At 60.6% G+C, this 23,829-nt stretch carries 29 protein-coding genes and 1 pseudogene; 19 read left to right on the top strand and 11 right to left on the bottom strand.

Annotated features, from left to right (window positions below):
* Positions 1-6 precede the first annotated feature (6 nt).
* From mlaD to mlaF, 3 genes are read right to left on the bottom strand one after another with little or no spacing between them, the layout of a single operon-like run.
* Positions 7-498: an outer membrane lipid asymmetry maintenance protein MlaD gene (gene mlaD / locus ACLHZ1_RS03940; RefSeq protein ID WP_408793815.1), complete on the bottom strand. Its 492-nt coding sequence runs from the start codon at positions 496-498 to the stop codon at positions 7-9.
* An 8-nt stretch (positions 499-506) separates the two neighbouring features.
* Positions 507-1,286 (bottom strand): lipid asymmetry maintenance ABC transporter permease subunit MlaE, encoded by a 780-nt coding sequence (mlaE, locus tag ACLHZ1_RS03935; protein ID WP_408793817.1) that lies wholly within the window; start codon positions 1,284-1,286, stop codon positions 507-509.
* On the bottom strand, positions 1,286-2,086 hold the full coding sequence (gene mlaF, locus ACLHZ1_RS03930) for a phospholipid ABC transporter ATP-binding protein MlaF (RefSeq protein ID WP_427261047.1): 801 nt from the start codon (positions 2,084-2,086) through the stop codon (positions 1,286-1,288). Before mlaF ends, mlaE begins: the two co-directional genes overlap by 1 nt.
* A 206-nt stretch (positions 2,087-2,292) precedes the next feature.
* Here mlaF and ACLHZ1_RS03925 point away from each other — a divergent pair, with 206 nt between their 5' ends.
* The 10 genes from ACLHZ1_RS03925 to npr all read left to right on the top strand — a co-directional run bounded on the left by ACLHZ1_RS03925 (position 2,293) and on the right by npr (position 9,110).
* On the top strand, positions 2,293-3,288 hold the full coding sequence (locus ACLHZ1_RS03925; RefSeq protein WP_427261046.1) for a KpsF/GutQ family sugar-phosphate isomerase: 996 nt from the start codon (positions 2,293-2,295) through the stop codon (positions 3,286-3,288).
* A complete protein-coding gene (gene kdsC / locus ACLHZ1_RS03920; RefSeq protein ID WP_427261045.1) occupies positions 3,288-3,842 on the top strand; it encodes a 3-deoxy-manno-octulosonate-8-phosphatase KdsC in 555 nt (184 codons plus the stop codon). The genes ACLHZ1_RS03925 and kdsC overlap by 1 nt, the downstream gene beginning before the upstream one ends.
* Entirely contained in the window at positions 3,842-4,402 is a 561-nt protein-coding gene (lptC, locus tag ACLHZ1_RS03915; RefSeq protein ID WP_427261058.1) for an LPS export ABC transporter periplasmic protein LptC, read from the top strand. The genes kdsC and lptC overlap by 1 nt, the downstream gene beginning before the upstream one ends.
* Positions 4,389-4,913, top strand: coding sequence for a lipopolysaccharide transport periplasmic protein LptA (gene lptA / locus ACLHZ1_RS03910; protein WP_408793823.1), 525 nt, complete (start codon positions 4,389-4,391; stop codon positions 4,911-4,913). The genes lptC and lptA overlap by 14 nt, the downstream gene beginning before the upstream one ends.
* 3 nt (positions 4,914-4,916) lie before the next feature.
* Positions 4,917-5,642, top strand: coding sequence for an LPS export ABC transporter ATP-binding protein (lptB, locus tag ACLHZ1_RS03905; RefSeq protein ID WP_111873076.1), 726 nt, complete (start codon positions 4,917-4,919; stop codon positions 5,640-5,642).
* A gap of 64 nt (positions 5,643-5,706) precedes the next feature.
* On the top strand, positions 5,707-7,146 hold the full coding sequence (locus tag ACLHZ1_RS03900) for an RNA polymerase factor sigma-54 (RefSeq protein ID WP_427261044.1): 1,440 nt from the start codon (positions 5,707-5,709) through the stop codon (positions 7,144-7,146).
* Between the two features lie 21 nt (positions 7,147-7,167).
* Complete coding sequence (gene hpf, locus ACLHZ1_RS03895; protein ID WP_042001473.1) at positions 7,168-7,455, top strand: ribosome hibernation promoting factor; 288 nt, start codon at positions 7,168-7,170, stop codon at positions 7,453-7,455.
* 2 nt (positions 7,456-7,457) lie between these two features.
* Positions 7,458-7,904, top strand: coding sequence for a PTS IIA-like nitrogen regulatory protein PtsN (gene ptsN / locus ACLHZ1_RS03890; RefSeq protein WP_408793827.1), 447 nt, complete (start codon positions 7,458-7,460; stop codon positions 7,902-7,904).
* 47 nt (positions 7,905-7,951) lie between these two features.
* On the top strand, positions 7,952-8,818 hold the full coding sequence (gene rapZ, locus ACLHZ1_RS03885; RefSeq protein WP_042001477.1) for an RNase adapter RapZ: 867 nt from the start codon (positions 7,952-7,954) through the stop codon (positions 8,816-8,818).
* A gap of 19 nt (positions 8,819-8,837) precedes the next feature.
* Positions 8,838-9,110 (top strand): PTS phosphocarrier protein NPr, encoded by a 273-nt coding sequence (npr, locus tag ACLHZ1_RS03880; RefSeq protein ID WP_042001480.1) that lies wholly within the window; start codon positions 8,838-8,840, stop codon positions 9,108-9,110.
* 9 nt (positions 9,111-9,119) lie between these two features.
* Here npr and ACLHZ1_RS03875 read toward each other — a convergent pair.
* From ACLHZ1_RS03875 to ACLHZ1_RS03860, 4 genes and pseudogenes are all read right to left on the bottom strand, one after another.
* Positions 9,120-9,811 (bottom strand): annotated as a pseudogene (locus tag ACLHZ1_RS03875) (PTS sugar transporter subunit IIA); the annotation flags it as partial.
* A gap of 138 nt (positions 9,812-9,949) precedes the next feature.
* On the bottom strand, positions 9,950-11,071 hold the full coding sequence (gene degS, locus ACLHZ1_RS03870) for an outer membrane-stress sensor serine endopeptidase DegS (RefSeq protein ID WP_427261043.1): 1,122 nt from the start codon (positions 11,069-11,071) through the stop codon (positions 9,950-9,952).
* 109 nt (positions 11,072-11,180) lie between these two features.
* A complete protein-coding gene (locus ACLHZ1_RS03865) occupies positions 11,181-12,539 on the bottom strand; it encodes a DegQ family serine endoprotease (RefSeq protein WP_427261042.1) in 1,359 nt (452 codons plus the stop codon).
* Between the two features lie 81 nt (positions 12,540-12,620).
* Positions 12,621-13,001 carry a YhcB family protein gene (locus tag ACLHZ1_RS03860; protein ID WP_408793849.1) on the bottom strand — a complete coding sequence of 127 codons (381 nt, stop codon included), beginning with the start codon at positions 12,999-13,001 and terminating at the stop codon, positions 12,621-12,623.
* A 139-nt stretch (positions 13,002-13,140) separates the two neighbouring features.
* Between ACLHZ1_RS03860 and zapE the strand changes: the two genes are divergently transcribed.
* The 8 genes from zapE to ACLHZ1_RS03820 all read left to right on the top strand — a co-directional run bounded on the left by zapE (position 13,141) and on the right by ACLHZ1_RS03820 (position 19,308).
* Positions 13,141-14,235 carry a cell division protein ZapE gene (zapE, locus tag ACLHZ1_RS03855; protein ID WP_427261041.1) on the top strand — a complete coding sequence of 365 codons (1,095 nt, stop codon included), beginning with the start codon at positions 13,141-13,143 and terminating at the stop codon, positions 14,233-14,235.
* Positions 14,236-14,502: 267 nt separating this feature from the next.
* The gene (rplM, locus tag ACLHZ1_RS03850) at positions 14,503-14,931 is read left to right on the top strand and encodes a 50S ribosomal protein L13 (RefSeq protein ID WP_005336289.1); all 429 of its coding nucleotides are present in this window, start codon (positions 14,503-14,505) and stop codon (positions 14,929-14,931) included.
* Positions 14,932-14,946: 15 nt separating this feature from the next.
* Positions 14,947-15,339, top strand: coding sequence for a 30S ribosomal protein S9 (gene rpsI, locus ACLHZ1_RS03845; protein ID WP_005336286.1), 393 nt, complete (start codon positions 14,947-14,949; stop codon positions 15,337-15,339).
* Between the two features lie 288 nt (positions 15,340-15,627).
* Entirely contained in the window at positions 15,628-16,218 is a 591-nt protein-coding gene (gene petA, locus ACLHZ1_RS03840; RefSeq protein ID WP_408793853.1) for a ubiquinol-cytochrome c reductase iron-sulfur subunit, read from the top strand.
* A 2-nt stretch (positions 16,219-16,220) separates the two neighbouring features.
* Complete coding sequence (locus ACLHZ1_RS03835) at positions 16,221-17,438, top strand: cytochrome b (protein WP_042001529.1); 1,218 nt, start codon at positions 16,221-16,223, stop codon at positions 17,436-17,438.
* The gene (locus tag ACLHZ1_RS03830) at positions 17,435-18,169 is read left to right on the top strand and encodes a cytochrome c1 (protein ID WP_408793855.1); all 735 of its coding nucleotides are present in this window, start codon (positions 17,435-17,437) and stop codon (positions 18,167-18,169) included. The genes ACLHZ1_RS03835 and ACLHZ1_RS03830 overlap by 4 nt, the downstream gene beginning before the upstream one ends.
* Before the next feature lie 87 nt (positions 18,170-18,256).
* The gene (gene sspA / locus ACLHZ1_RS03825; protein WP_042001535.1) at positions 18,257-18,886 is read left to right on the top strand and encodes a stringent starvation protein SspA; all 630 of its coding nucleotides are present in this window, start codon (positions 18,257-18,259) and stop codon (positions 18,884-18,886) included.
* Positions 18,883-19,308, top strand: coding sequence for a ClpXP protease specificity-enhancing factor (locus tag ACLHZ1_RS03820; RefSeq protein ID WP_408793857.1), 426 nt, complete (start codon positions 18,883-18,885; stop codon positions 19,306-19,308). Before sspA ends, ACLHZ1_RS03820 begins: the two co-directional genes overlap by 4 nt.
* 57 nt (positions 19,309-19,365) lie before the next feature.
* On the opposite strand, the gene dolP is transcribed toward ACLHZ1_RS03820, so the two are convergent.
* The 4 genes from dolP to ACLHZ1_RS03800 are packed head-to-tail and all read right to left on the bottom strand — an operon-like array spanning position 19,366 to position 22,784.
* Positions 19,366-19,926, bottom strand: a complete 561-nt coding sequence (gene dolP / locus ACLHZ1_RS03815; RefSeq protein ID WP_427261057.1) for a division/outer membrane stress-associated lipid-binding lipoprotein — start codon at positions 19,924-19,926, stop codon at positions 19,366-19,368.
* Positions 19,927-19,942: 16 nt separating this feature from the next.
* Complete coding sequence (locus ACLHZ1_RS03810; protein WP_042001540.1) at positions 19,943-20,533, bottom strand: D-sedoheptulose-7-phosphate isomerase; 591 nt, start codon at positions 20,531-20,533, stop codon at positions 19,943-19,945.
* A 9-nt stretch (positions 20,534-20,542) separates the two neighbouring features.
* Complete coding sequence (locus ACLHZ1_RS03805; RefSeq protein ID WP_408793861.1) at positions 20,543-20,935, bottom strand: YraN family protein; 393 nt, start codon at positions 20,933-20,935, stop codon at positions 20,543-20,545.
* Positions 20,856-22,784 carry a penicillin-binding protein activator gene (locus ACLHZ1_RS03800; protein WP_427261040.1) on the bottom strand — a complete coding sequence of 643 codons (1,929 nt, stop codon included), beginning with the start codon at positions 22,782-22,784 and terminating at the stop codon, positions 20,856-20,858. The genes ACLHZ1_RS03805 and ACLHZ1_RS03800 overlap by 80 nt, the downstream gene beginning before the upstream one ends.
* An 85-nt stretch (positions 22,785-22,869) precedes the next feature.
* On the opposite strand from ACLHZ1_RS03800, the gene rsmI reads away from it, so the two are divergent.
* On the top strand, positions 22,870-23,703 hold the full coding sequence (gene rsmI / locus ACLHZ1_RS03795) for a 16S rRNA (cytidine(1402)-2'-O)-methyltransferase (RefSeq protein WP_427261039.1): 834 nt from the start codon (positions 22,870-22,872) through the stop codon (positions 23,701-23,703).
* Positions 23,704-23,829: the final 126 nt, after the last annotated feature.

Genomic DNA, 23,829 nt, shown 5'->3' with positions numbered 1-23,829 from the left:
CACTCCTTACTTGGTGTCTTCTTTGCTGTCAGACGATTGGCTGTACAGGAACTTGCCAATCAGATCCTCGAGCACTATGGCTGACTTGGTATCTTCGATCAGGTCGCCGCTCTTGAGCATGGCGGTGCCCATCTCCTCGTCGGAGAAACCGGGCGCCAGACCTATGTATTGCTCACCGAGCAGGCCAGAGGTGAGGATGGAGAGGCTGCTGGTCTCGGAGAACTCGCCGGCACTCTTTTGCATCTCAAGGGTGACAACGGGCACCTGGCTCTTCTCGTCCAGGCTGATGTCACTGACTCGACCGACGACGACGCCACCGACCTTGACCGGCGAGCGCACTTTCAGGCCGCCGATATTATCGAAATGGGCGCGCAGGGTATAGGTTTCTCCCTCCGGTTTAAAGCTCAAACCGGCAACTTGCAGCGCCAAGGCGAGAATGGCCGCGATGCCTGCCAGCATGAAGAGGCCAACCAGGAATTCTACTTTGCTGAACTTCATCTTTAACCTTATCCAAACATGACTGCGGTGAGTATAAAATCCAGGCCGAGCACGGCCAGGGAGGAGTTGACCACGGTGCGGGTCGTGGCCTGGCTTATCCCGGCCGAGGTGGGCTTGGCATCATAGCCGTTGAAGAGCGCAATCCAGGTGACCACCAGGGCGAAGATCAGGCTCTTGATGGCGCCCTGCATGATGTCATCCTGCCAGTCGACGGCGGCCTGCATGGCGGACCAGAACCCCCCCTCATCGACGCCGAGCCAGTCGACGCCGACCAGCTTGCCGCCCATGATGCCCACCAGACTGAACATGAAGGCCAGCAGTGGCATGCTGATGACACCGGCCCAGAAGCGGGGGGCCACCACGCGGCGCAAGGGATCCACCGCCATCATCTCCAGGCTGGAGAGCTGCTCGGTGGCCTTCATCAGGCCTATCTCGGCGGTCAGGGCCGAACCGGCGCGACCTGCGAACAGCAGGGCCGTCACCACGGGGCCGAGTTCGCGCAGCAGGGAGAGAGAGACCAGGGGCCCCAGGCTCCCTTCCGCGCCGAAGTCTTTGAGCACATTGTATCCCTGCAGCGAGAGTACCATGCCGATGAAGAGACCCGAGACCAGGATGATGGCGACCGACTGCACCCCGACCACATAGAGCTGCTGAAGCAGCAGGGGGAAATGCTTGCGGGGCTGGGGCCGGCCGGCCAGGGCATGAAACAGCATGATGGTGGCACGACCCAGGGCCGTGAGGGTCTGAATGCCGGATCGTCCCAACTGGTTTATTTGACTTATCAACATCATAGATCCTGTAGTAGCTCGCCAGCCGGGAAATGGAACGGGACGGGACCATCGGGCAGCCCCTGCAGGAACTGTTCGACCTCGGGGTTGCGTTCCTCCCGCAGCTGTTGCGGTGTGCCCTGGGCCACTATCTTGCGATTGGCGATGATATAGGCGTAATCGGCGATGCTCATCACCTCGGTCACGTCATGGGTGACGATGACGGAGGTGATGCCGAGGGCATCGTTGAGCTCGCGGATGAGCTTTACCAGCACCCCCATGGTGATGGGATCCTGGCCGACGAAGGGCTCGTCGAACATGATGAGCTCCGGGTCCAGGGCGATGGCCCTGGCCAGGGCGGCCCGGCGGGCCATGCCGCCGGAGAGCTGCGAGGGCATCAGGGATGCCGCGCCGCGCAGGCCCACGGCCTCCAGCTTCATCATGACGATGGTGTGGATCAGCTCTTCGGGCAGGCCCGAGTGCTCGCGCAGGGGAAAGGCCACGTTGTCGAACACCGTCATGCCGGTGAAGAGGGCACCACTCTGGAACAGCATGCTCATCCGCTTGCGCAGACTGTAGAGGCGGCTGCGGGACAGGCGGGGGACATCCTCGCCGTCAAACAATATGGTGCCGGCATCGGGCTTGAGTTGACCGCCGATCAGCCGCAGCAGCGTGGTCTTGCCGATCCCGCTGGGCCCCATCACGGCAGTCACCTTGCCACGGGGTATGGTGAGGCTGATGTTGTCGTAGAGCAGGCGGTCGCCGTGACTGAAGCTGAGATCGGAGATGGTGATCAGATCGTTGTTCAAACAATTGTCCATCGGGTGCAAATGAAGAGCGAATTTTATGGGCTAGTCTAGGTCTAAGCAACAACAAGGGACAACTATTGAACAGGCTGGCCCGCTTTGCAGGCGACAGTTTCCGGCCGTCTGCCCCCCGTTGCTCTCGTCAGAAACCATCGGATTCGCTTATCTGGGCAGACTTTTTTATAATCCCGCAGCTAATTTCGGCCCGGAGCGGTTCCCATATGTCTGTCAAACCAGAAAACCTGTCTGAAATGTTCGATTTTCGTCGCAGTGCCAAGGCGGTACTGGACATAGAGAAACAAGCCATCGAGGGCCTGCATCAGTACCTGGATGAGGCGTTCGATCGCGCCTGCCAGCTGATACTGGGTTGCGGTGGCAAGATAGTGGTCACCGGCATGGGCAAGTCCGGCCATATTGGCAACAAGATTGCCGCCACCCTGGCCAGCACAGGGACGCCCGCCTTCTTCCTGCACCCGGGCGAAGCCAGCCACGGGGATCTCGGAATGATCTCGGGGGGGGATCTCATCATCGCCATCTCCAACTCGGGGGAGAGCGACGAGATCCTGGCCCTGCTGCCGGTGCTCAAGCGCCGCGGCATCCCGCTTATCTGCATGACCGGCAATCCGGCCTCGACCATGGCCAAGGAGGCCAACGTACACCTCTGCGTCCGGGTCGAGCAGGAAGCCTGTCCCCTGGGGTTGGCGCCGACCTCCAGCACCACGGCCACCCTGGTGATGGGGGATGCCCTGGCCGTCGCCCTGCTCGAGGCTCGCGGCTTCACCGCCGATGACTTCGCGCTCTCCCACCCCGGCGGGTCGCTGGGCAAGCGTCTGCTGCTGCGAGTCGGCGACCTGATGCACGGCGGCGACCTGTTGCCCCGGGTGGGGATAGATGCCACCATCAGCCAGGCCCTGCTGGAAGTGAGCCGCAAGGGGCTCGGCATGACGGCCGTGGTCGATGGCGACGGTCTGCTGGCGGGTCTGTTTACCGATGGCGACCTGCGTCGCATCCTGGATCTGCGGGTCGATGTGCACAGCACGCCTATCGCGCAGGTGATGACGGTCAACTGTGTTACCGTAAGGCCGGAGATGATGGCCGCCGAGGCGGTAAAACTGATGGAAACCAAGAAAATCAATGGCTTGTTGGTGGTCGATGGTGACAAACGTCCCCTGGGTGCCTTCAACATGCACGATCTGCTCAAGGCGGGAGTGATTTGATGCAACAGATGGCGACGCCCTACGGTCCAGTCACCGCCAGCCAATACGACAAGGCGGCGCGTATCCGCCTGCTGGTGTGTGACGTGGATGGCGTGCTCTCCAACGGCCTCATCTACATGGGCAACGAGGGGGAGGAGTTCAAGACCTTCTGCACCCGGGATGGCGCCGGCATGAAGGCGCTGATGAGGGCGGGCATCGAGATCGCCATCATCACGGGGCGCAACTCGCGCATCGTCAGCAACCGGATGGCGAGCCTGGGGGTGAAGCATGTGGTCCAGGGGGCGGATCAGAAGCTGCCCCATTTCGAGGCCCTGCTGCAGCGACTGGGACTGGACGCCAGCCAGGCGGCCTACATGGGGGATGACACCATAGATCTGCCGGTGATGCAGGCCTGTGGCCTGGGGGTGGCGGTCGCCGATGCCCATCCGCTGGTCGTGGCCCGCGCCGATCTGGTGACCCGGCTGGGTGGGGGCATGGGCGCGGTGCGCGAGCTGTGCGATCTCATCTTGCAGGCCCAGGGGCATGCCGATGAGCTGGCCGAGGTATCGGCATGATCAGTCGCCAGACCCTGCTGTTCGCCGCCCTCTTCATCGTGGCTCTGGCCATCTGGCAACTGGGGGATGTGACCCTGGCGCCGCCGGCCGCGCCCAAGACGGAACATTATCAGCCGGACTTCATCGCCAAGGATCTGGTGACCACCCGCTTCGACGAGACGGGCAAGCGCAGCGAGCGACTGGAGTCCGTCTATGCCGAGTATTTTCAGCTGCTCGAGCAGGCCACTTTTGACAAGCCCATCGTCTATCTGTTCGATGACAAGGGGGATGCCGAATGGAAGGTGACCGCCGAGACGGGGGTGCTCAACACCGACGACAACGTGATCCTGAGGGACAAGGTCCATCTCGATGGTCTCTTGCCCACCTCCTTCATCTCCACCCTGGACACTCCCTACCTGGAGCTGGACTTGGTGACCCAGGATGTGAGAAGTAATCGTCAGGTCGCCATCGTCGCCAAAGAATTCCAGACCGAGGGCCTTGGCCTGAAGGGGCATCTGGATCGCAAATATTTCGAATTACTGGACCAAGGCCATGCCATCTATTTCAATGAGAAACGTTAATCTGGCTCTGCTTGCCCTGCTGCTGTGCGGGGGCGTCAGCGCCAAGGAGTCCGACTTCGCCGAGAAGGTGTATGTGGACGCCGTCAAACAGATAGCCGAGATGCAGGACAATCGCGTCACCTTCAGCGAGGATGTCATCATCACCCAGGGCACCATCAAGATTAAGGCCGACAAGGTGGTGGTGATCCGCTCGGGCGAGAAGGGCGCCGAGGTGATGACCGCCTATGGCAAACCCGCCACCTTCTTCCAGATCCTGGACAACGGCAAGCCGGTCAATGCCCATGGCGACAGCATTCGCTACGAGCTGAAGAATCGTCTGGTGACCATCACGGGCAACGGCGAGCTCAAGCAGGAAGACAGCCAGGTGAACGGCGATCTGATCCGCTATGACATCGTCAAACAGAAGATGATCGCCGAGAGCAAGGGTGAAACCAATCGCGTCAAGACGGTATTCCTGCCTGATCAGGTCGAGAATTTCGACAAACCCGCCGACAAAAAGCAGGATAAATAAGCCATGGCAGTGTTGAAGGCAGCCGGGCTGCAGAAGAGCTACAAGAAGCGGATGGTGGTCAGTGACGTCAGCCTGGAAGTGGGCACCGGCCAGATCGTGGGCCTGCTCGGTCCGAATGGTGCCGGCAAGACCACCTCTTTTTACATGATCGTCGGCCTGGTACAGCGGGATGCGGGCCTCATCACCATCGACGAGCAGGACATCAGCCTGCAACCCATGCACATACGTGCCCGCAATGGCATCGGCTATCTGCCCCAGGAAGCCTCCATCTTCCGCCGCCTCTCCGTCTATGACAACCTGATGGGGGTCATGCAGACCCGCAAGGAGCTGAGTCGTGAAGAGCGGGAAGACAAGGTGGAGCAGTTGCTGGAAGAGTTCAGCATCACCCACATCCGGGACAACTTGGGCCAGAGCCTGTCCGGTGGCGAGCGCCGCCGGGTCGAGATAGCCCGGGCCCTGGCGGCCGAACCCCGCTTCATCCTGCTGGACGAGCCGTTCGCCGGGGTCGATCCCATCTCTGTCATCGACATCAAGAAGATCATCCAGCATCTCAAGGATCGGGGGCTGGGCGTGCTCATCACGGACCACAACGTGCGCGAGACGCTGGATGTGTGCGAGAAGGCCTATATCGTCAGTCATGGCAAGATGATAGCGGAAGGCACCCCCGCCGAGATCCTGGCCGACGAACAGGTCAAGCGTGTCTATTTGGGCGATCAATTCAGTCTATAGTAAGGGGAAATCGCCCTTCGTTTCCTGATGATCGCCTCGCTGAAATAAGGATATCCCGACGTAGATGAAGCCGACACTCCAGTTGCGTCTCGGTCAGCAATTGACCATGACGCCGCAGTTACAACAAGCGATTCGTCTGCTCCAGCTCTCTTCATTGGAACTTCAGCAGGAGATCCAGCAAGCCCTCGATAGCAACCCCCTGCTCGAGCAAGAAGAGGTCGAGCAGCAGGAGACTCATACCGATATTAAGCAGGATGAGAGCCAGATCGACAGCAGCGAGGCCATGGCTCAGGAGCAGTTGCCTGACGAGCTGCCGGTCGACAGCAGCTGGGATGACGTCTACTCCGCCGGCACCGGCCAGAGCGCCGGCCCCGTCTTCGAGGGGGAAGATAGCGTCTATCAGGGGGAGACCACGGAAAACCTGCAGGATTATCTGCTGTGGCAGATGCGGCTCACCCCGTTCAGCGATCTCGATGCCGCCATCGCCCTGGCCATCATCGACGGCATCGACGAGTCCGGCTACCTGACCAGCACCCTGGAAGACATCCAGCAGGCGGTGAGCAGTGACGACGTCGAGGTGGAGCTCGACGAGATCGAGGCCGTGCTCAAGCGGGTACAGCATTTCGATCCGGTCGGCATCGCGGCCCGCTCGGTACAGGAGTGTCTGCTGATCCAGCTGGGTCAGTTCAGTCCGAGCCAACCCTGGCTGACCCAGGCGCGTGAAGTGGTCCGTGATCACATGGACTTGCTGGGCAATCGGGACTATCGCACCCTGGCGCGCAAGACGCGGCTCAAGGAGGGGGAGCTCAAGGAGGTCATCGATCTCATCCAGCAGCTCGAACCCAGGCCCGGCAACCGGGTGGTGCAGAGCGATTCCCAGTACGTGATCCCGGATGTCACCGTGGTCAAGCGCCAGAACCGCTGGGTGGTGGAGCTGAACCCGGATTCGGCGCCCCGCATTCGCGTCAACGAAACCTATGCCGCCATGGCTCGCCAGGCGCGCACCAGCCAGGACACCCAGTTCATTCGCTCCCATCTGCAAGATGCCAAGTGGTTCATCAAGAGTCTGGAGAGCCGCAATGAGACCCTGCTCAAGGTGGCCAACTGCATCGTCGAGCAGCAGCAGGGGTTCTTTGAATACGGCGAGGAGGCCATGAAACCCATGGTACTCAACGACATCGCCGAGGCGGTGGAGATGCATGAATCGACCATCTCCCGGGTCACGACCCAGAAGTACATGCATACCCACCGTGGCATCTTCGAGCTGAAGTTCTTTTTCTCCAGTCACGTCAACACAGAAGGAGGAGGTGAGTGCTCATCGACCGCAATTCGTGCCCTGATCAAGAAGCTGGTGACGGCGGAGAACCCGGCGAAACCGCTAAGTGATAGCAAGATCGCGGATTTGCTGGCCGAACAGGGTATTATGGTGGCTCGACGCACGATCGCCAAATACCGTGAATCCTTGTTGATACCACCGTCCAATCAGCGCAAACGCCTGGTTTAGGCAACACAGAAGGAAGACGTTATGCAAATTAACTTGACCGGACACCACGTAGAGATCACCGAAGCGCTGCGTGATTATGTGAATAACAAGTTTGCCAAACTCGAGCGTCACTTTGACCACATCAACAATGTTCATGTGGTGTTGAGCGTAGAAAAACTGAACCAGATTGCCGAAGCCAAGCTACACGTCAGCGGGGGCGAAGTGTTCGCCAACTCGGAACACGCGGATATGTACGCCGCGATAGATACCCTGCTCGACAAACTTGATCGACAGATCATCAAGCACAAAGACAAGTTAAATCAAAAATAACCATGCAACTTGAACACATACTGAGTCGGGACTGCACCAAAAGTGCGGTCCCTTGTACCAGCAAGAAACGCGCCCTGGAAATCATCAGCGAGCTGGCCGCCGAGCGGCTGGGTACCCCGCGCCAGGCCCTGTTCGAATGTCTGCTTGCCCGCGAGAAGATGGGCAGCACCGGCATAGGTGCCGGCATTGCCATTCCCCATGGCCGCATCGGCGACGAGTTCCCGCCGACGGCGGTGCTGATGACCTTTGCCGAGCCCATCCCCTTCGATTCCATCGACAATCAGCCCGTCGATCTGCTCTTTGCCTTGTTGGTGCCGGAGAGTGAGTGCAAGCAGCATCTCAAGACCCTCTCCCTGATGGCCGCCAAATTGGGTGACAAGGCGGTCTGCCGCCAGCTGCGCCAGGCTGCCAGCGATGATGATCTCTACCAGATCATGATCTCCGCCTGATGGGCAGTCGCCCTCGCTAATCAACTCGTCGCTGTGGAGGTTGCAAGATGCAGCTTATCGTAGTCAGTGGCCGCTCCGGTTCCGGCAAGACCGTTGCGTTGCGGGTACTGGAAGATCTCGGGTATTACTGTGTCGACAATCTGCCGGTCAATCTGCTGCCTCAGCTGATCGTCTCGGTCGAGCGCCAGTACGACAAGCTGGCGGTCAGCATAGACGTGCGCAACCTGCCCGGTGATCCGGAGCGGCTGGAGACCCTGCTGGCCCAGGTGCGCGGCGATGGTCGGGTGCAATACAGCAGCTTCTTCTTCGATGCGGAGAACAGCACCCTGCTCAAGCGTTACGGCGAGAGCCGTCGCCTGCACCCCCTCTCTCGCAAGCGCCTCTCCTTGGACGAGGCGATCCGCGAAGAGACCCATCTGCTGGCGCCGATCTCGGCGAGCGCCGACCTACGCATCGACACCACCAGCCTCAGCATTCATGACCTCAGCGAGCTCATCAAGACCCGGGTGCTCGGCAAGAAGGAGAATGAGCTGGTGCTGGTGTTCGAGTCGTTCGGCTTCAAGTACGGCATTCCCAAGGATGCCGACTTCGTGTTCGATGCCCGCTTCCTGCCCAATCCCCACTGGATCCCCGAGCTCAAGCCGTTCACCGGCAAGGATGAGCCGGTGGCCCGCTATCTGGCGAGCCAGCCCGACGTGATGCAGTTCACCCTGCAGATCGAGAACATGCTGGCGACCTGGTTGCCGGCCCTGGAGCGCAACAACCGCAGCTATCTCACGGTCGGGATTGGCTGCACCGGCGGCCAGCACAGATCCGTGTTCATCGCCGAACAGCTGGCGCGGACCTTCGAGGGGCTCGGCAAGAACGTGCAGATCCGCCATCGCACCCTCGACAAACGGGATCCGCAACATTGATGGCGCAACGGGAGGTCAGATGACAGTCTCCGCCTCGGTAGAAGTGAAGAACAAGCTGGGCATGCATGCGCGCCCGGCCATGATGCTGTTCGAACTGGTACAGGGTTTCGATGCCCATGTGCTGCTGCGTAACGAAGAGGGGGTCGAGGCCGATGCCGACAGCGTCATCGGCATGCTGATGCTGGACTCGGCCCAGGGCAAGCGGGTGGAGGTGCAAGCCGAGGGGCCCCAGGAAGAGGCGGCCCTGGCCGCCGTGGTGGCCCTGTTCACCTCGGGGTTCAATGAGGAGTAATGGGCTCCGCTAGTGAGGCCCGGTGCGAGCCAGCGCCTTGAAACTGGCAAAATCCCCACAGGCCAGCTGACTCTTGCTGGCCTTTTCGTTCATCAGCCTGATGAAGCGATCGTACAGGCCCATGGCCTCCTCATGGTCCCGCTTGCTGATGGCCAGCACGAAGCTGAGGCTGGCGATCTCGCCATTGCCCCACTCTATGCCCTGGGGCGCGAGTACCGTATAGACACAAGTGCGCTTGGCCAGCAGCCCGAGGGCGTGGGGCAGGGCCATGCCGTTCCCCAGCATGGTGGAGACGATGGCTTCACGTTCGAACAGGGAGGCGCGAAAGCCGGGTTCGACCCTCTCCTCCGCCTCCAGCTGGCTGCACACCCGATCCAGCAGCTGCTGCTGGGTCAGGGGGCATCCAGGATCAGGAAGTGCTCCTCGCTGAGATACTTGTCGAGCAGGTAGGGGCGAGTGCGATCGATCAGCACCAGCTTGCCGAGCCGCTCCAGCTGATACTGGGTCGGGAAGGGGGCGACCTGGACCACGGGCACCCCCTTATCGCTCACCCTCACTGTGCTGATGACGAAGTCCTGCTCCAGCCGCATCAGGGCCTCATACTCGCGCACCGAGTCCAGGCTGGTGAGCCTCAGTTGGGGGTATTCCCGGCGTATGCTGGCCTCCAGCACCCGGAAGGTGGCGTTGCCCCCGTCGAGCAGCCGCATGGGGATCTGTGAGGGATTCATCGATGGTGCAAGGGAGGGGGCGCACCAGGAGCCGGGTGAGAGTGTGAGCCGGATCATGTTGTCGGCGCGAGGCGGGGCGGACGGCGAGGGGCCGCCCGCGGGAGTCTGGGGTCAGCTGGCCCCTGCCGCGCTGGCGGCCTGCTGATTCTGGTAGCGCAGATCTTCCTCTATGATGACGGTCAGCTCGAAGGGCTTGCCGTCGCGGATGACGGAGATCTTCATCTGGGTGCCCGGGCGACTCTCGACAATCTTGTCCATGGCGGCCCGCACCCCGCTGATGGCCTCGCCGTTGATCTTGAGCAGGACGTCCCCGCGCCTCAGGCCGCCCTTGGCGGCGGGGCCGGCGGGATCCAGGCTCTCCACCACCAGACCGCGCAGATCGCCGAGGTTCATCATGCGCGCCACTATGGGGTTGATCTCGACGCTGGAGATGCCGAGGTAGCCGCGGATGACCCGGCCGTTGGTGATCAGCTCGTCCATGATGCGCTTGGCGAGGCGATAGGGAATGGCGAAGCTGATGCCGTAGCTCTCCTGGTTGCCGTTGAGGTGGTAGGCGGCGGTGTTGATGCCGACCAGATCACCGTTGGCATTGACCAGAGCGCCACCCGAGTTGCCTTCGTTGATGGCGGCGTCGGTCTGCAGCAGATCCTGGCGGCCGTTGCTATCGGGTCCCATGCTGGAGAGGCCGAGACGGCCGGTGGCGCTGATGATGCCCTGGGTGATGGTCTGGCCGACGTTGTAGGGGTTGCCGATGGCGAGCACCACGTCCCCCACGTCCGGGCGCAGTTCGGGATCCTGTGGGATCACCGGCAGGTTGTCCGATTCGATGTAGAGCACGGCGAGGTCGGTCAGGCGATCGGTTCCCACCAGTTCGGCGCTGAACACGCGGCCATCTTGCAGCGCGACGATGATCTGGTCCGCGTCGGCGATGACATGGTAGTTGGTCAGCACATGGCCGCGCTGGTTCATGATGACCCCGGAGCCCAGCCCCTGAGGTCTCAGTTCCGCCTTCTCGCCGCGGGCGCCGGCAAAGCTGCGGGTATAGATGTTGACCACGGCAGGGCCGGCACGGTGGGCGGCATAGGAGAAACTCATCTCCCGGCTGTTGCTGATGAGGTCGGGCAGCAGGGCGCCGCCTCTGAGGGTGGGAAAGAATAACAGCAACAGGGCTGCGACCATGAGGCCAAAGGCGATCGACTTGCCCAAGTAACTGATCAGAGGTGGGATTTTCATGTCATTCTCATTGCTGGTCGCTGCCAGCAGAGAATAACACTAACGATGAATAAAAATCACCCGCGACCTGGGTCGCGGGTGATGGAGGCTACAAGTAAGGGATGTGGCCCTAGCGGATCACCAGATAGAGGGAGGAGTCGCCCCGCTGGATGTTGAGGGCCAGCACATCCGGCTTGTTCTTCAGCGCCTTGGTCAGGTCGGCCAGGGTGTTCACCCTCAGCCGGTTGACCCCGATGATCACGTCCCCCTTCTGCAGGCCGGACGCGGCCGCCGGGGAGCGGGCATCGATGTCGGACACGGCGACGCCGGTCACCGGATCCGTGGTGGTGCTGAGTTTGGCACCTTCCAGGGCGGGATGCAGGGCGCTGGCGCGCACCTCGCTGTCATCGGCCTGTTTCAGGGTGACCTTGACGCTCTCCTCCTTGCCATCGCGCACTATGCCGAGGGTGACCTGCTTGCCCGCGCCCATGGTGGCGATCTTGGCACGCAGCTCCCCGAACGAGCGGATGGCCTTGCCATCGATGCTGGAGATGATGTCACCGGCCTTGATGCCAGCCTTGTCGGCGGCCGAGTCCGGCATGACCTGGTTGACGAAGGCGCCATTCTGCTTGGTGGAACCAAAGGTCTTGGCTAGATCAGAGGTCAGTTCGGCGCCCGTGATGCCCAGCTGGCCGCGACGCACCTCGCCATACTTGATGATCTGCTCGGACAGGTCGCGCACCATGTTGGACGGGATGGCGAAGCCGATGCCGATGTTGCCGCCATTGGGGCCAAGGATGGCGGTGTTGATGCCGATAAGCTCGCCACGCAGGTTGAGCAGGGCGCCGCCCGAGTTGCCCGAGTTGATGGCCGCATCGGTCTGGATGAAATTCTCGAAGTTCTCGATATTGAGGCCGCTGCGGCCCAGGGCGGAGACGATGCCGGAGGTGACCGTCTGGCCCAGACCGAACGGGTTGCCGATGGCCAGGGCATAATCGCCGACCCTCAGATCGTCGGAGTCCGCCAGCTTGATGGCGGTCAGGTCATCGCTCTTGATCTGCAGCAGGGCGATGTCGGACTGCTTGTCTTCACCGATCTTCTTGGCGGTAAACTCGCGGCCATCCTTCAGGCTGACCTTGATCTCGTCCGCCTCGTGGATCACGTGGGCGTTGGTGATCACGTAACCCTTCTTGGCATCGATGATGACCCCGGACCCGAGCGCCTGGAAGGGCTGCTCGCTCACCTGTTCATTGGGCATGTTGGGGCCGAAGAAGAAGCGGAACTGCTCGGGCAGACGCTGTCTGGTGATCTTCTTGCCGGAGACGGAGATGTTGACCACGGCAGGGGTCACCTGTTCCAGCACCGGGGCCAGACTCGGAATATCCTGATTGCCCATCAGGGAGGGCAGTGCCGCCTGGGCGGGGGCCGCAGAGAGGGCGATACCGACGCTGAGGGCTAGCACGCTGAGCAGAGAAAGAGGTTTACGCATATGAATAACAGCTCCCAGTTAATTGACTGTGCTTTCGCCAAGGATCTGACCGCAGATCAAGGGATTAGTTCCCGAAACGTGTCAACTGGATTGCTTCAGCAGACCGGAGGCGCTGCCGGCGTAGTCCCGCGGGGGCAGGCCCTGATTCGCTTCCTCGTCGGCGGGAGCGGCTTCCACTTCCGGCTCGCGGAACAGTGGCTCCTCGGCCTTGGCCAGGAACTTGCTCTGCTCGGCCATGTGGCGATACAGGGTCTGATACTGCTCGGCCAGCTGTTCCATCAGGGCGGCACTGTCGGCAAAGTGGTTGTTGATCTGGCCTTGGTAGTTCTCCATGTCCTTGCGGGCGGTGTTGAGTTCGCGCTCGAGGCGACCGGCATCGCGGCTGCGCACGGTAAAACGACCGATCAGGACTCCGATAATCAGGGCGGCGATGGCCAGCAGTATCCCATTTAACAGACTCATAGATGCTCCTTGTTACAGCAGATTCAACATGTGGATGACGGCTCAGGATGGCCGTCAGACCTGGGGGCACTATACCGTGCGCCCCGAGGCCGTGATACCCTTTTGTCCTCAATTCAGGGACTTGGAGGCGTTTGACAGGATGACCCCGCAGCAAAAATATCAGCAAGATCTGCAACGCGCTGATTTTCAGGCCGATCCGGCCCAGGCGATGGCAGTGGCACACCTGGAGCGACTCTATCAGGATTTCTGCGCCCGCCCGACTCCGACCAGATCCCGCGGCCTGTTGGGGTGGTGGCAAAAGCCCAGGGCGCGGCAACCCATCCAGGGGTTATATATGTGGGGCGGCGTGGGCAGAGGCAAGACCTGGCTGATGGATACCTTCTTCGACAGCCTGCCGGGGGAGCGCAAGCTGCGAGTCCACTTCCACCGTTTCATGCACAGGGTGCACGATGAACTCAAGGGGCTGACCGGGCAGGCCGATCCCCTGCTGATCATCGCGCGTCGCCTGGCCGATGAGACGGACATCATCTGTTTTGACGAGTTTTTTGTCTCCGACATCACGGATGCCATGCTGCTTGGCACCCTGTTTCAGGCGTTGTTTGGCCATGGCGTGGTGCTGGTGGCTACCTCCAACATCCCCCCCGTGGATCTCTATCGCAATGGCCTGCAACGGGCGCGCTTCCTGCCGGCCATCGCGCTCATCGAGCAGCATTGCGAGATCCTCAACGTCGATGGCGGGGTCGATTACCGGCTGCGAACCCTGGAGCAGGCCGAGATCTATCATTATCCCCTCGACACCCAGGCGAGGACCAACCTGGATCGCTATTTTCAGCAGTTGGCGGGTAAGAAGCAGGCGCAGCCAGGCACCATAGAGATCAACCACCGCCAACTGAACTGCCTGGGTGCCGAGGAAGGCGTGCTCTACATCAGCTTCGACGAGCTCTGCTGCACCGCACGCTCCCAGGGGGACTACATAGAGTTGTCGCGGCTGTTCCACACCGTCTTGCTGGCCGGAGTCCAACCCATGGGGGCGGGCTCAGACGATGCGGCGCGCCGCTTCATCGCCATGGTGGACGAGTTCTACGAGCGGCACGTCAAACTCATCGTCTCGGCCGCGGTTCCCATGGCCGAGCTCTATGGCAGCGGCTTGCTCAACTTCGAGTTCCGGCGCTGTCTTTCACGGCTGCAAGAGATGCAATCGCACGAATACCTTGCCAGAGTGCACCTTCCTTAGTCACAATACCGCGCCTGCCAGTCGGATGGGTATCTGCGGCAGGTAGGGCCGGGCGACATTTGCTAGCTTCATGGCAGTGAAATTAGCAGGTGATATTTAAGGCAACTTCACTTATAATCGCCCGGCCCACGTTACAGCTGTCGATAAGACAGCAATACTTTAAAGCTTTACTTGTATTCGAAGGGGTACAGGTAGGCCATCGTTTGTTGTTTGTGGGAGAGCCCCCATAAGCAATTGGGTCTGTAACAGGTAATTGGGTTTAACTTAATGAAAACTTTCGTTGCCAAGCCAGAAACCGTAAAACGTGACTGGTACATTGTGGACGCAGAAGGTAAAACTCTGGGTCGTATCGCAACCGAGATCGCTGCTCGTCTGCGTGGTAAGCACAAAGCCGAGTACACTCCGCACGTTGACACCGGTGATTATATCATCGTGGTAAACGCCGAGAAGGTACACGTAACCGGTAAGAAATTTACCGACAAAATGTACCACGCTCACTCCGGTTTCCCGGGTGGTATCAAGTCAATCAGCTTTGACAAGCTGATTCAGCGTAAACCGGAAATGGTTATCGAAGCTGCTGTTAAAGGCATGCTGCCGAAGGGCCCGCTGGGCCGTGCCATGTTCCGTAAACTGAAAGTTTACGCAGGCGCCGAGCACGCTCATGCTGCTCAGCAACCTCAAGTACTGGATATCTAATCGGGAACTGGCAACATGGCAGAAAATCAATACTACGGTACCGGCCGTCGCAAAAGCTCCACTGCTCGCGTATTTATCAAAGCGGGTAGCGGTAAAATCGTAATCAACCAGCGCTCCCTGGAGCAGTACTTCGGTCGTCCGACTGCCCGCATGGTAGTTCGTCAGCCGCTGGAACTGGTTGAGATGACCGAGAAACTGGATCTGTACATCACCGTTAACGGTGGTGGCATCTCCGGTCAAGCTGGTGCGATCCGCCACGGTATTACTCGTGCTCTGATGCAGTACGATGAAACCCTGCGTTCCGAACTGCGTAAAGCAGGCTTTGTTACTCGCGATGCCCGTAAGGTTGAGCGTAAGAAAGTCGGTCTGCACAAAGCTCGTAAGCGTCCGCAGTACTCCAAGCGTTAATTCGCTTTTGGTACTCACTCTTTCGAGTGTCAAAAAAGCCTGGCGACCGCCAGGCTTTTTTTATGCGTAACATTTTGCACGCCATTGCTAACCTCACGTCACAAAAGACAAAAATTTGTGTCTTTATTGTTTTTGCCCTCCGCTTGTCTTTCTTGTCAACTTGTTATCTTTTCTTTAAAATTTCCTCGATTTTTCTGTGACAATTGTAACTCCTGCTTCCGCCGCTGTTGTCACAGGGGAACAGGGACATTATAAGAATGCGCGGAGTCCACATGGGAGAGTTTTTGGATGAGCAATGCGCCAGTTGATACCGGTCGCCGCAGATTTCTTACCTGGTCAACGGTCGCCGTTGGTGGGGTAGGGGCTGCTTTTACCGCAGTGCCGTTTATAAAATCATGGAACCCGAGTGCCAAGGCCAAGGCCGCAGGTGCTCCGGTTGAAGTCGACATCAGCAAGTTGGAACCGGGTCAACTCATTCGCGTTGAATGGCGCGGCAAGCCGGTCTGGGTGGTCAATCGTACCAAGCAGACGCTGGATGGCCTGCCTACCCACGACAAGCTGTTGCGTGACCCCAACTCTGACGAACCCCAGCAGCCAGATTACGCTCACAACGAATATCGCTCCATCAAGCCTGAAATCTTCGTGGCAGTCGGTATCTGTACCCATCTGGGTTGTTCCCCGTCCTATCTGCCGGACAGCTTCGGCGAGCAGGTCGAGGGGGTCAGCTCTGGCTTTTTCTGCCCTTGTCATGGCTCCAAGTTTGACATGGCCGGTCGCGTGTTCCAGGGAGTTCCGGCTCCGCTGAACCTGGTGATCCCGCCGTACCAGTATCTCAACGACACCACCATCCTGGTCGGTGCCGATGGCAAGGAGGCCTGACCATGTTTGCCAAATTGATGGGCTGGATTGACTATCGTTTCCCGCTCACGGCCATGTACAACGATCATATGGCCAAGTACCCAGCGCCGAAAAACCTGAACTTCTGGTACTTTTTCGGTTCCCTTGCCATGTTGGTGCTGGTCAACCAGATCATCACCGGCATCTGGCTGACCATGAACTACAACCCGTCGGCGGAAGGCGCCTTTGCCTCCGTCGAATACATCATGCGCGACGTGGATTACGGCTGGTTGCTGCGCTACATGCACAGTACCGGTGCCTCTGCCTTCTTCGTGGTGGTCTATCTGCACATGTTCCGTGGTCTCATCTACGGCTCTTACCAGAAGCCCCGCGAGCTGCTGTGGATCTTCGGCATGCTGATCTTCCTGGTGCTGATGGCGGAAGCCTTCATGGGCTACCTGCTGCCCTGGGGCCAGATGTCCTTCTGGGGTGCCCAGGTCATCATCTCGCTGTTTGGTGCCATTCCGGTCATCGGCGACGATCTGACCCTGTGGATCCGCGGAGACTACGTCATCTCGGGGGCTACCCTGAACCGCTTCTTTGCGCTCCATGTCATCGCCTTGCCGCTGGTGCTGGTGCTGCTGGTGGCCATGCACATCCTGGCGTTGCACGAGGTGGGCTCCAACAACCCGGATGGCATCGACATCAAGAAGCACAAGGATGAGAACGGCTGGCCGCTGGACGCCGTCGCTTTCCATCCCTACTTCACGGTCAAGGACATGATCGGCGTGGCCGGCTTCCTGTTCTTCTTCTGCGCCATCATCTTCTTCAAACCGGACATGTGGGGCTATTTCCTCGAGAAGCCGAACTTTGAAGTGGCCAATGGCCTGAAGACCCCGGAGCACATTGCCCCGGTCTGGTACTTCACCCCCTTCTACGCCATCTTGCGGGCGGTACCGGACAAGCTGCTCGGCGTCATCATGATGGGGCTCTCCATCGTGGTGCTGTTCCTGCTGCCCTGGCTGGATCGCTGCAAGGTACGTTCGGTGCGCTACCGCAGCATGCTGCACAAGCTGAACATCGCTCAGTTTGTGGTCTGCTTCTTCATCCTCGGGGTGTTGGGGGTGCTGCCCTCCACGCCGACCCTGACGCTGATCGCACAGATCTGTTCACTCGGCTACTTCGGGTTCTTTGTCCTGCTGTTCTTCTACAGCAAAAATGAAAACACCAAGCCGCTGCCGGAGAGGGTCACATTCAAATGAAAAGGATAATCTTTGCTGTGCTCGCGCTGCTGCCCGGGTTGGCCATGGCGGCGGGAACCAGCGTGCCACTGGACACGGCTCACTATGATCTGAGCGACAAGGCATCCCTGCAGCGCGGCGCCACCACCTTCATGAACTATTGCGCCGGCTGCCACTCGACCCAGTACCAGCGTTACAACCGGGTGGCCGCGGATCTAGACATTCCCGAAGATCTGATGCGGGACAACCTCATCTTCAACGGCGCCAAGGTGGGAGATCTGATGAAGAGCTCCATCGCCGAGAAGGATGCGGCCCGCTGGTTCGGTGCTCCGCCGCCGGACTTGACCCTGGTTGCCCGGGTGCGTGGCGCTGACTGGATTTACACGTACCTGCGCTCCTTCTACGTGGACGAGACCCGTCCGTTCGGGGTGAACAACCTGGTGTTCCCGTCCGTGGGCATGCCCCACGTGCTGGAGCCGCTCCAGGGCACGCCGCGTCTGGAACAGGAGACCCGTCTGGTCGATGGCCAGGAGGTGCACGAGGTTGTCGGCATCAAATCCGACGGCAATGGTGAAATGACGAACGAAGAGTATGATCAGACGGTGCTGGATCTGGTAAACTTCTTGGTCTACTCGGCTGAGCCGGTCAAACTGGAGCGCGAACGCATGGGCTTCTGGGTGCTGGGTTTTATCGCTATCTTCTTCATCTTCACTGTGCTGTTGAAGAAGGAATTCTGGCGCGACGTTCACTAAGCGACCAGATCCGAGTAATATAATGCACGGCAATGAGGTCCAAGCTACTTCATTGCCGTTTCTGCTTTTTAATGACGGGAGGGTTCAATGGCTGTAGCTGCCAATAAGCGTTCGGTAATGACGCTGTTTTCCGGTGCCAACGATATGTTCAGCCATCAGGTGCGCATTGTCCTGGCGGAGAAGGGTGTTAGCGTAGATATCTGCCAGGTTGACCCGAGCAACCTGCCGGATGAACTGGCGGAGCTGAACCCCTACAACTCCGTTCCGACCCTGGTGGATCGTGAGCTTGCGCTCTACACCTCGCGCATCATCATGGAGTATCTGGACGAGCGCTTCCCTCATCCGCCGCTGATGCCGGTCTACCCGGTCGCCCGTGGCAACAGCCGTCTGATGATGCATCGCATCGAGCTGGACTGGTACTCGCTGGCAGACAAGATCCTGGCGGGTAACGATGTCGAGGCGGCACGCAACGAGCTGCGGGACAACCTGCTGGCCATCGCGCCCATCTTCGGCGAAATGCCTTACTTCATGAGCGAAGAGTTCGGTCTGGTCGACTGCTACATGGCCCCCTTGCTGTGGCGTCTGCCGAGCCTGGGCATCGATCTGGGTGGCCGTGGCGCGAAAGAGCTGAAAGCCTACATGGTTCGCCTGTTCGAGCGTGAATCCTTCCAGGCTTCCCTGACCGAAGCCGAGCGCGAGATCCGCGCCGGCGTATGAGCATGGAACCGACAATGACGCCGAGTCGCCCGTACCTGTTGCGGGCGTTCTTCGATTGGCTGCTGGACAATGACCTGACCCCGCACCTGGTGGTGAACGTCAACATCCCCCATGTGCAGGTGCCCCTGCAGTATGCCCAGGATGGGCAGATAGTGCTGAACATAGCGCCGCGGGCGGTGATGCAGTTCCACATGGACAATGATGCGGTCAGCTTCAGCGCCCGTTTCGGTGGCGTATCCCAGCAGGTCTATATCCCGATGGCGGCCATCCTGGCCATCCATGCCAGGGAGAACGGTGTGGGCACCCTGTTCCCGCCCGAGCCTGGCTATGATCTCTGGCTGGAGCAGGCACAGGATCAGGAACTGCCGGATCCCGAGCCGCCACGGCCGAGCGGCAGACCGAGTCTCAAGGTCATCAAGTGATCGCCTGAAACCAATAAAAAACGCAGCCCATGGGCTGCGTTTTTCTATTCAGGGGGCTCACTGGGCGTATTCGAATGCCTTGATGACCCGGGTGACGCCACTGACGTGGCGGGCAATCTCGACCGACTGCTCCCCCTCCTTGCGGGTCACCAGGCCTATCAGGAATACCTCGCCATTTTCGGTGACCACCTTGACCTTGGTGCTGTCGAAGTTCTTGGTGGCCAGCATGTCGGCACGGACCTTGGAGGTGATCCAGGAGTCGTTGCTGCGGGTGGCTATGCTCACCGGCTTGCCCAGGCGCAGCTCGTTGTAGACGTGACGCGCCCCCTCGATGCGGCCGACCGTCTGACCCGCCGCCAGCTTGTAGGCATCGGTCGGCGTCTGGCCGACCAGCAGCACGCGGCCGTTGTTGCTGTAGACACTGATCTTGCTGGCCGCAGAGAGCGCCTTGTTGTCGGCCAGCAGGTTGGCCGCTTTCAGCTCGATGGCCTGATCGTCCCACTGGGTGCTCAGGGTGCGGCGATCCCCCGCGCTCGTTGCGGTGCCGGCGGCGCCGCCGACCAGCACGGCCGCACAGCCTTGCAGCAGCAGGGTGCCGGTCACCAAGGCCATTATCATGGTCTTTTTCAAGATGTCAGTCCTCTTGTTGCGGGAAAAGCGTCTGATCGATGAGATCACACAGGCAGTGCAGGGTCAACAGGTTGACTTCCAGAATGCGTGGCCGGCGGGAGGAGGGAACCCGGATCTCCACGTCATTCGGGCCGAGCAGGCCGGCCATCTCGCCACCATCGCCGCCCCCGAGCACGACTATGGTCATGTCGCGGGAGAGGGCGGCCTCGGCGGCCTTGATCAGGCTGCGGCTGTTGCCCGTGGTGGTGATGACCACCAGGATGTCGCCGGGTTGGCCCAGGGCGCGGATCTGCTTGGCATAGACCTCCTCGAAGCCATGGTCGGTGGCGACGGCGCTGATGGTTGCCATGTCTGCCGTCAGGGCCATGCCGGGCAGGGAGGGGCGCTGGGTCTCATAGCAGTTGACCAGCTCACTGATAAACAACTGGGCCAAGGCGGCGGAGGGACCATTGCCGCAGGCCAGCACCTTGTGGCCGTTGAGCAGGCAGATGGTGATCATCTGGGCGGCGGTGTGAATGGCATCCGGCAGCGCCTCGGCGGCGGCGATCTTGGTTTGAATGCTTTCCGTGTAATTCTCTTTGATGCGATCTGTCATAGGGTCCTCTTAAAATGCGTTCTGGATCCAGTCAGGCTGGTTGCCCTCGAACGCCAGCACATCGAATCGACAGGCCTGGCTGGCCTCGTTGATGCCATGGTGCGTCAAATAGTGGCGCGCGGCCAGCATGAGCTTGCGCCGTTTGGCAGGGGTGACCGAGGCGGCGGCGCCGCCATGGCCGCCATCGGCCCGGTATCTGACCTCGACAAACACCAGGGTTTCGCCCTGGCGCATGATGAGATCCAGTTCACCACCCCGGCAGCGGTAGTTGCGGCTGATCAGTTGCAGGCCCCGGGCCTGCAACCAGTCCGCCGCGGCTGACTCAAAGTGTTGACCCGGTGTCTGCGGCGTCTGAAACAGGTTCAGGCAACGCTGCATCAGGGGCTTGAGCCGGTTCTTCATCGCTGGACTCCGGGGTGTCGGGGAGCTGGGGTTGCGCCATGCCGATGGGGTTGCCGGCGGCGTCGAGCAGGGAGCCATCCCGATAGGTGGCCCAGCTCTGTTCACGCTGTATCACCCCGTCCGGGCCGACGCTGAGCTGGCCGCTCAGGCCCGCCTGCTTCATGGCGCCGACGCTGCGCATTTGCATCAGGTTGGGGCTCAGGCTGATGGCGTCATAGCCGAGGGCGAACAGGCGCAGCAGATCGCCCTGGGTCTGTGGCCAGAGCAGCTGTGCCTTGCCGCGCAGCTCGTTGAATTCGCCCAGCATCAGCGGCATGTCGCCGATGTGCAGGCCGTTGAGCTCGGAGGTGACCTCGGTGGCGCCGCTGTCATAACCGCGCGGCCCAGTGTAGATGGGCAGGCTGCCCATGGGATTGACCGAGATATCCACATAGGGCTTCACCATCCGGGTCTCCAGGTTGTTGGCGACCAGGTAAACCACGTCTATGCTGCGGGGCGTCTCATCGCTGAGCTGCACTATCTCGCCGGCCCGGGCGGTGGAGCGGCCACTGAGGGCATTCTTCACCATGCCGGGTACTTCCTTGCGCGAGCCAAAGGTGGCGACCACCGGCTTGTCCTGGCTCAGGCCGTTCCAGGTCTGCTCGAACGCCTTGATGCTGCCATAGCCGATGCGGCCCTGGGCGGCGATGAGCAAGGGCTTGCGATAGCCCTGGCCAAACAGGTAGCTGGCGGCCTGGCTCGCATCGGCGGCGGCGGAGAGGGAGAAGTAGAAGGTATTGTCATTGACCACTGGCTTGTCCAGCTCGTTCAGGGCGAGCACGGGCACGGTCGGGTTGAGCTTGAGCAGCTCGTCGACCCTGTCCTTGAGCAGGGGGCCTATGATCATGTCGGCGCCATCCTGGAGGGCTTGCCGGTAGAGATCGCCGACGGCCTTGGTCTGAGTGTCGTAGAAGTTCAGGCTGTATTGTCCGCCCTGCTCCTTGTAGGACATCAGCATGCCGTTGCGAATAGCCGACCCCTGCTGTTCCAGATTGCCGGACAGGGGCAGCAGGACGGCGATCTGCTGGGGAGCAAGCCCCGCCGTGCTGGCCAGGTCGCCGAGACCGGCCGGCATGTCCTGCTGGGCGGGGTGGTTCGGGAAGTCACGCTTCCAGCCATCGAGCTGGCGGGCCAGCTGGCTCGGCTGGGCGCCAAACTCGTTGACCAGGGCCGCCAGTCGCAGCCAGCCGGTGACCACATCAGGGGCAGGCGCCTCTTCCAGCGCCAGCAGGGTGGAGGGGGTCATGCTTTTGAGCAGGGACCAGATCTGCTTGTGGTTGGTGGCGATGTCCCCCTGGCTCAGGTAGGGCTCGAGCAGGATCAATGACTTGGCGGCGCCAAACTTGTTGTTGATGTCGAGCTGCAGCACGGTGCGTTGACGATACCAGTCACGCTGGGTATCGCCATCGAGCGCCACCGCTGGCTTGGCCTCCAGCAGGATCAAGGCCTGGTTGGCATTGCCCTGGGCCAGCAGCAGATGAGCCTCCAGCAGCTGGGCCTGAGCTTGCTGCTGCGGGGTTTTTGCCTGCTTTTGCAACTGCTGCAACAGGGCCTGGGCCGGATTGATCTGGCCCTGGGCCAGATAACTGCGAGCGGCCAGGGCCTGCCAGATGAAGGCTTCGTCCGGCTTGGCCGGGTCCACCTTGGCGAGATAGGCATCCGGGGTCTGGGTCAGTTTGGCGAAGGCGGAGAGGCCCCCTTCCTGCCCTGACGGTTGATTGGGTTCCGACGCACAACCCGCGAGCAGCAAGGCCGCGAGTAGGATGCCGAAGAGTCGTGATACACTTAGCTGCTTTGTAACCCGGTTCAAGTTTATTCCCCGACCAGTGTTGAAGTTCCCCATAGTGTAAACGGGCCAATATGGCGACACAATTGTCGGGACGCTCGGAGATCCCATGAGTGATACCCCAACCCTCTATATAGTCCCCACCCCCATAGGCAATCTGGCGGATATCACCCAGCGTGCCCTGGACACCCTGCGCCGTGTCGATCTGGTGGCGGCGGAAGATACCCGTCACACCGGCATACTGCTGCATCACTACCAGATCTCGGTGGCGACCTTCCCCCTTCATGACCACAACGAACAGCAGAAGGCCGACGTCCTGATAGCGAAGATCAAGGAGGGCAAGAGCGTCGCCCTGGTCTCGGATGCGGGTACCCCCCTCATCAGCGACCCCGGCTACCACCTGGTCACCCGCTGTCGCGAGGCCGGGGTCAAGGTGGTGCCGCTGCCGGGTCCCTGCGCCGCCATCACGGCGCTCTCCGCCGCCGGTCTGCCCACCGACCGCTTCGCCTTCGAAGGGTTCCTGCCGGCGAAAACCAAGGGGCGCGATGACAGGCTGCAGGCCGTCATCGAAGACACCCGTTCTCTGGTGTTTTATGAGTCTCCGCGTCGGGTCCAGGAGACGGTGGAGGCCATCGCCCGCATCCTGGGGGAGCGTCAGGTGGTGGTGTGCCGCGAGCTGACCAAGACCTTCGAGTCCATTCACGGCCTGCCCGCCTCCGAGATGCTGGCCTGGCTGGGGGAGGACGAGAACCGTTGCCGCGGCGAAATCGTGCTGGTGGTCGCCGGTGCCAGCAAGCTGGATGAAGCATTGCCTGCCGAGGCGATCCGCACCCTGGGACTGCTGGTAGCCGAGCTGCCCCTGAAAAAAGCGGCTGCCCTGACCGCCGACATCCACGGCGTGAAGAAGAACGCCCTCTACAAATACGGCCTGGAGCATTATTGAGCCCGATTGAAGGCAGGGGTGCTCCATCCGAACATCATTCGAACACAAAGAGAGCAGTCCTGACCGCCGGCATCCACAGGATGAAGGCGAATCTCCTCTGCCAATATGGTCTCGGGCACGATTAAT

This window comes from Aeromonas sobria, assembly GCF_050266975.1.
Classification (GTDB): Bacteria; Pseudomonadota; Gammaproteobacteria; order Enterobacterales; family Aeromonadaceae; genus Aeromonas; species Aeromonas sobria_B.
This window is presented reverse-complemented; position numbering and strand designations above follow the sequence as displayed.

Coding starts and splice junctions, on each gene's coding strand:
- mlaD (WP_408793815.1), bottom strand. CDS start 498: ATGAAGTTCAGCAAAGTAGAATTCCTGGTTGGCCTCTTCATGCTGGCA.
- mlaE (WP_408793817.1), bottom strand. CDS start 1,286: ATGTTGATAAGTCAAATAAACCAGTTGGGACGATCCGGCATTCAGACC.
- mlaF (WP_427261047.1), bottom strand. CDS start 2,086: ATGGACAATTGTTTGAACAACGATCTGATCACCATCTCCGATCTCAGC.
- ACLHZ1_RS03925 (WP_427261046.1), top strand. CDS start 2,293: ATGTCTGTCAAACCAGAAAACCTGTCTGAAATGTTCGATTTTCGTCGC.
- kdsC (WP_427261045.1), top strand. CDS start 3,288: ATGCAACAGATGGCGACGCCCTACGGTCCAGTCACCGCCAGCCAATAC.
- lptA (WP_408793823.1), top strand. CDS start 4,389: ATGAGAAACGTTAATCTGGCTCTGCTTGCCCTGCTGCTGTGCGGGGGC.
- lptB (WP_111873076.1), top strand. CDS start 4,917: ATGGCAGTGTTGAAGGCAGCCGGGCTGCAGAAGAGCTACAAGAAGCGG.
- ACLHZ1_RS03900 (WP_427261044.1), top strand. CDS start 5,707: ATGAAGCCGACACTCCAGTTGCGTCTCGGTCAGCAATTGACCATGACG.
- hpf (WP_042001473.1), top strand. CDS start 7,168: ATGCAAATTAACTTGACCGGACACCACGTAGAGATCACCGAAGCGCTG.
- ptsN (WP_408793827.1), top strand. CDS start 7,458: ATGCAACTTGAACACATACTGAGTCGGGACTGCACCAAAAGTGCGGTC.
- rapZ (WP_042001477.1), top strand. CDS start 7,952: ATGCAGCTTATCGTAGTCAGTGGCCGCTCCGGTTCCGGCAAGACCGTT.
- npr (WP_042001480.1), top strand. CDS start 8,838: ATGACAGTCTCCGCCTCGGTAGAAGTGAAGAACAAGCTGGGCATGCAT.
- degS (WP_427261043.1), bottom strand. CDS start 11,071: ATGAAAATCCCACCTCTGATCAGTTACTTGGGCAAGTCGATCGCCTTT.
- ACLHZ1_RS03865 (WP_427261042.1), bottom strand. CDS start 12,539: ATGCGTAAACCTCTTTCTCTGCTCAGCGTGCTAGCCCTCAGCGTCGGT.
- ACLHZ1_RS03860 (WP_408793849.1), bottom strand. CDS start 13,001: ATGAGTCTGTTAAATGGGATACTGCTGGCCATCGCCGCCCTGATTATC.
- zapE (WP_427261041.1), top strand. CDS start 13,141: ATGACCCCGCAGCAAAAATATCAGCAAGATCTGCAACGCGCTGATTTT.
- rplM (WP_005336289.1), top strand. CDS start 14,503: ATGAAAACTTTCGTTGCCAAGCCAGAAACCGTAAAACGTGACTGGTAC.
- rpsI (WP_005336286.1), top strand. CDS start 14,947: ATGGCAGAAAATCAATACTACGGTACCGGCCGTCGCAAAAGCTCCACT.
- petA (WP_408793853.1), top strand. CDS start 15,628: ATGAGCAATGCGCCAGTTGATACCGGTCGCCGCAGATTTCTTACCTGG.
- ACLHZ1_RS03835 (WP_042001529.1), top strand. CDS start 16,221: ATGTTTGCCAAATTGATGGGCTGGATTGACTATCGTTTCCCGCTCACG.
- ACLHZ1_RS03830 (WP_408793855.1), top strand. CDS start 17,435: ATGAAAAGGATAATCTTTGCTGTGCTCGCGCTGCTGCCCGGGTTGGCC.
- sspA (WP_042001535.1), top strand. CDS start 18,257: ATGGCTGTAGCTGCCAATAAGCGTTCGGTAATGACGCTGTTTTCCGGT.
- ACLHZ1_RS03820 (WP_408793857.1), top strand. CDS start 18,883: ATGAGCATGGAACCGACAATGACGCCGAGTCGCCCGTACCTGTTGCGG.
- dolP (WP_427261057.1), bottom strand. CDS start 19,926: ATGATAATGGCCTTGGTGACCGGCACCCTGCTGCTGCAAGGCTGTGCG.
- ACLHZ1_RS03810 (WP_042001540.1), bottom strand. CDS start 20,533: ATGACAGATCGCATCAAAGAGAATTACACGGAAAGCATTCAAACCAAG.
- ACLHZ1_RS03805 (WP_408793861.1), bottom strand. CDS start 20,935: ATGAAGAACCGGCTCAAGCCCCTGATGCAGCGTTGCCTGAACCTGTTT.
- rsmI (WP_427261039.1), top strand. CDS start 22,870: ATGAGTGATACCCCAACCCTCTATATAGTCCCCACCCCCATAGGCAAT.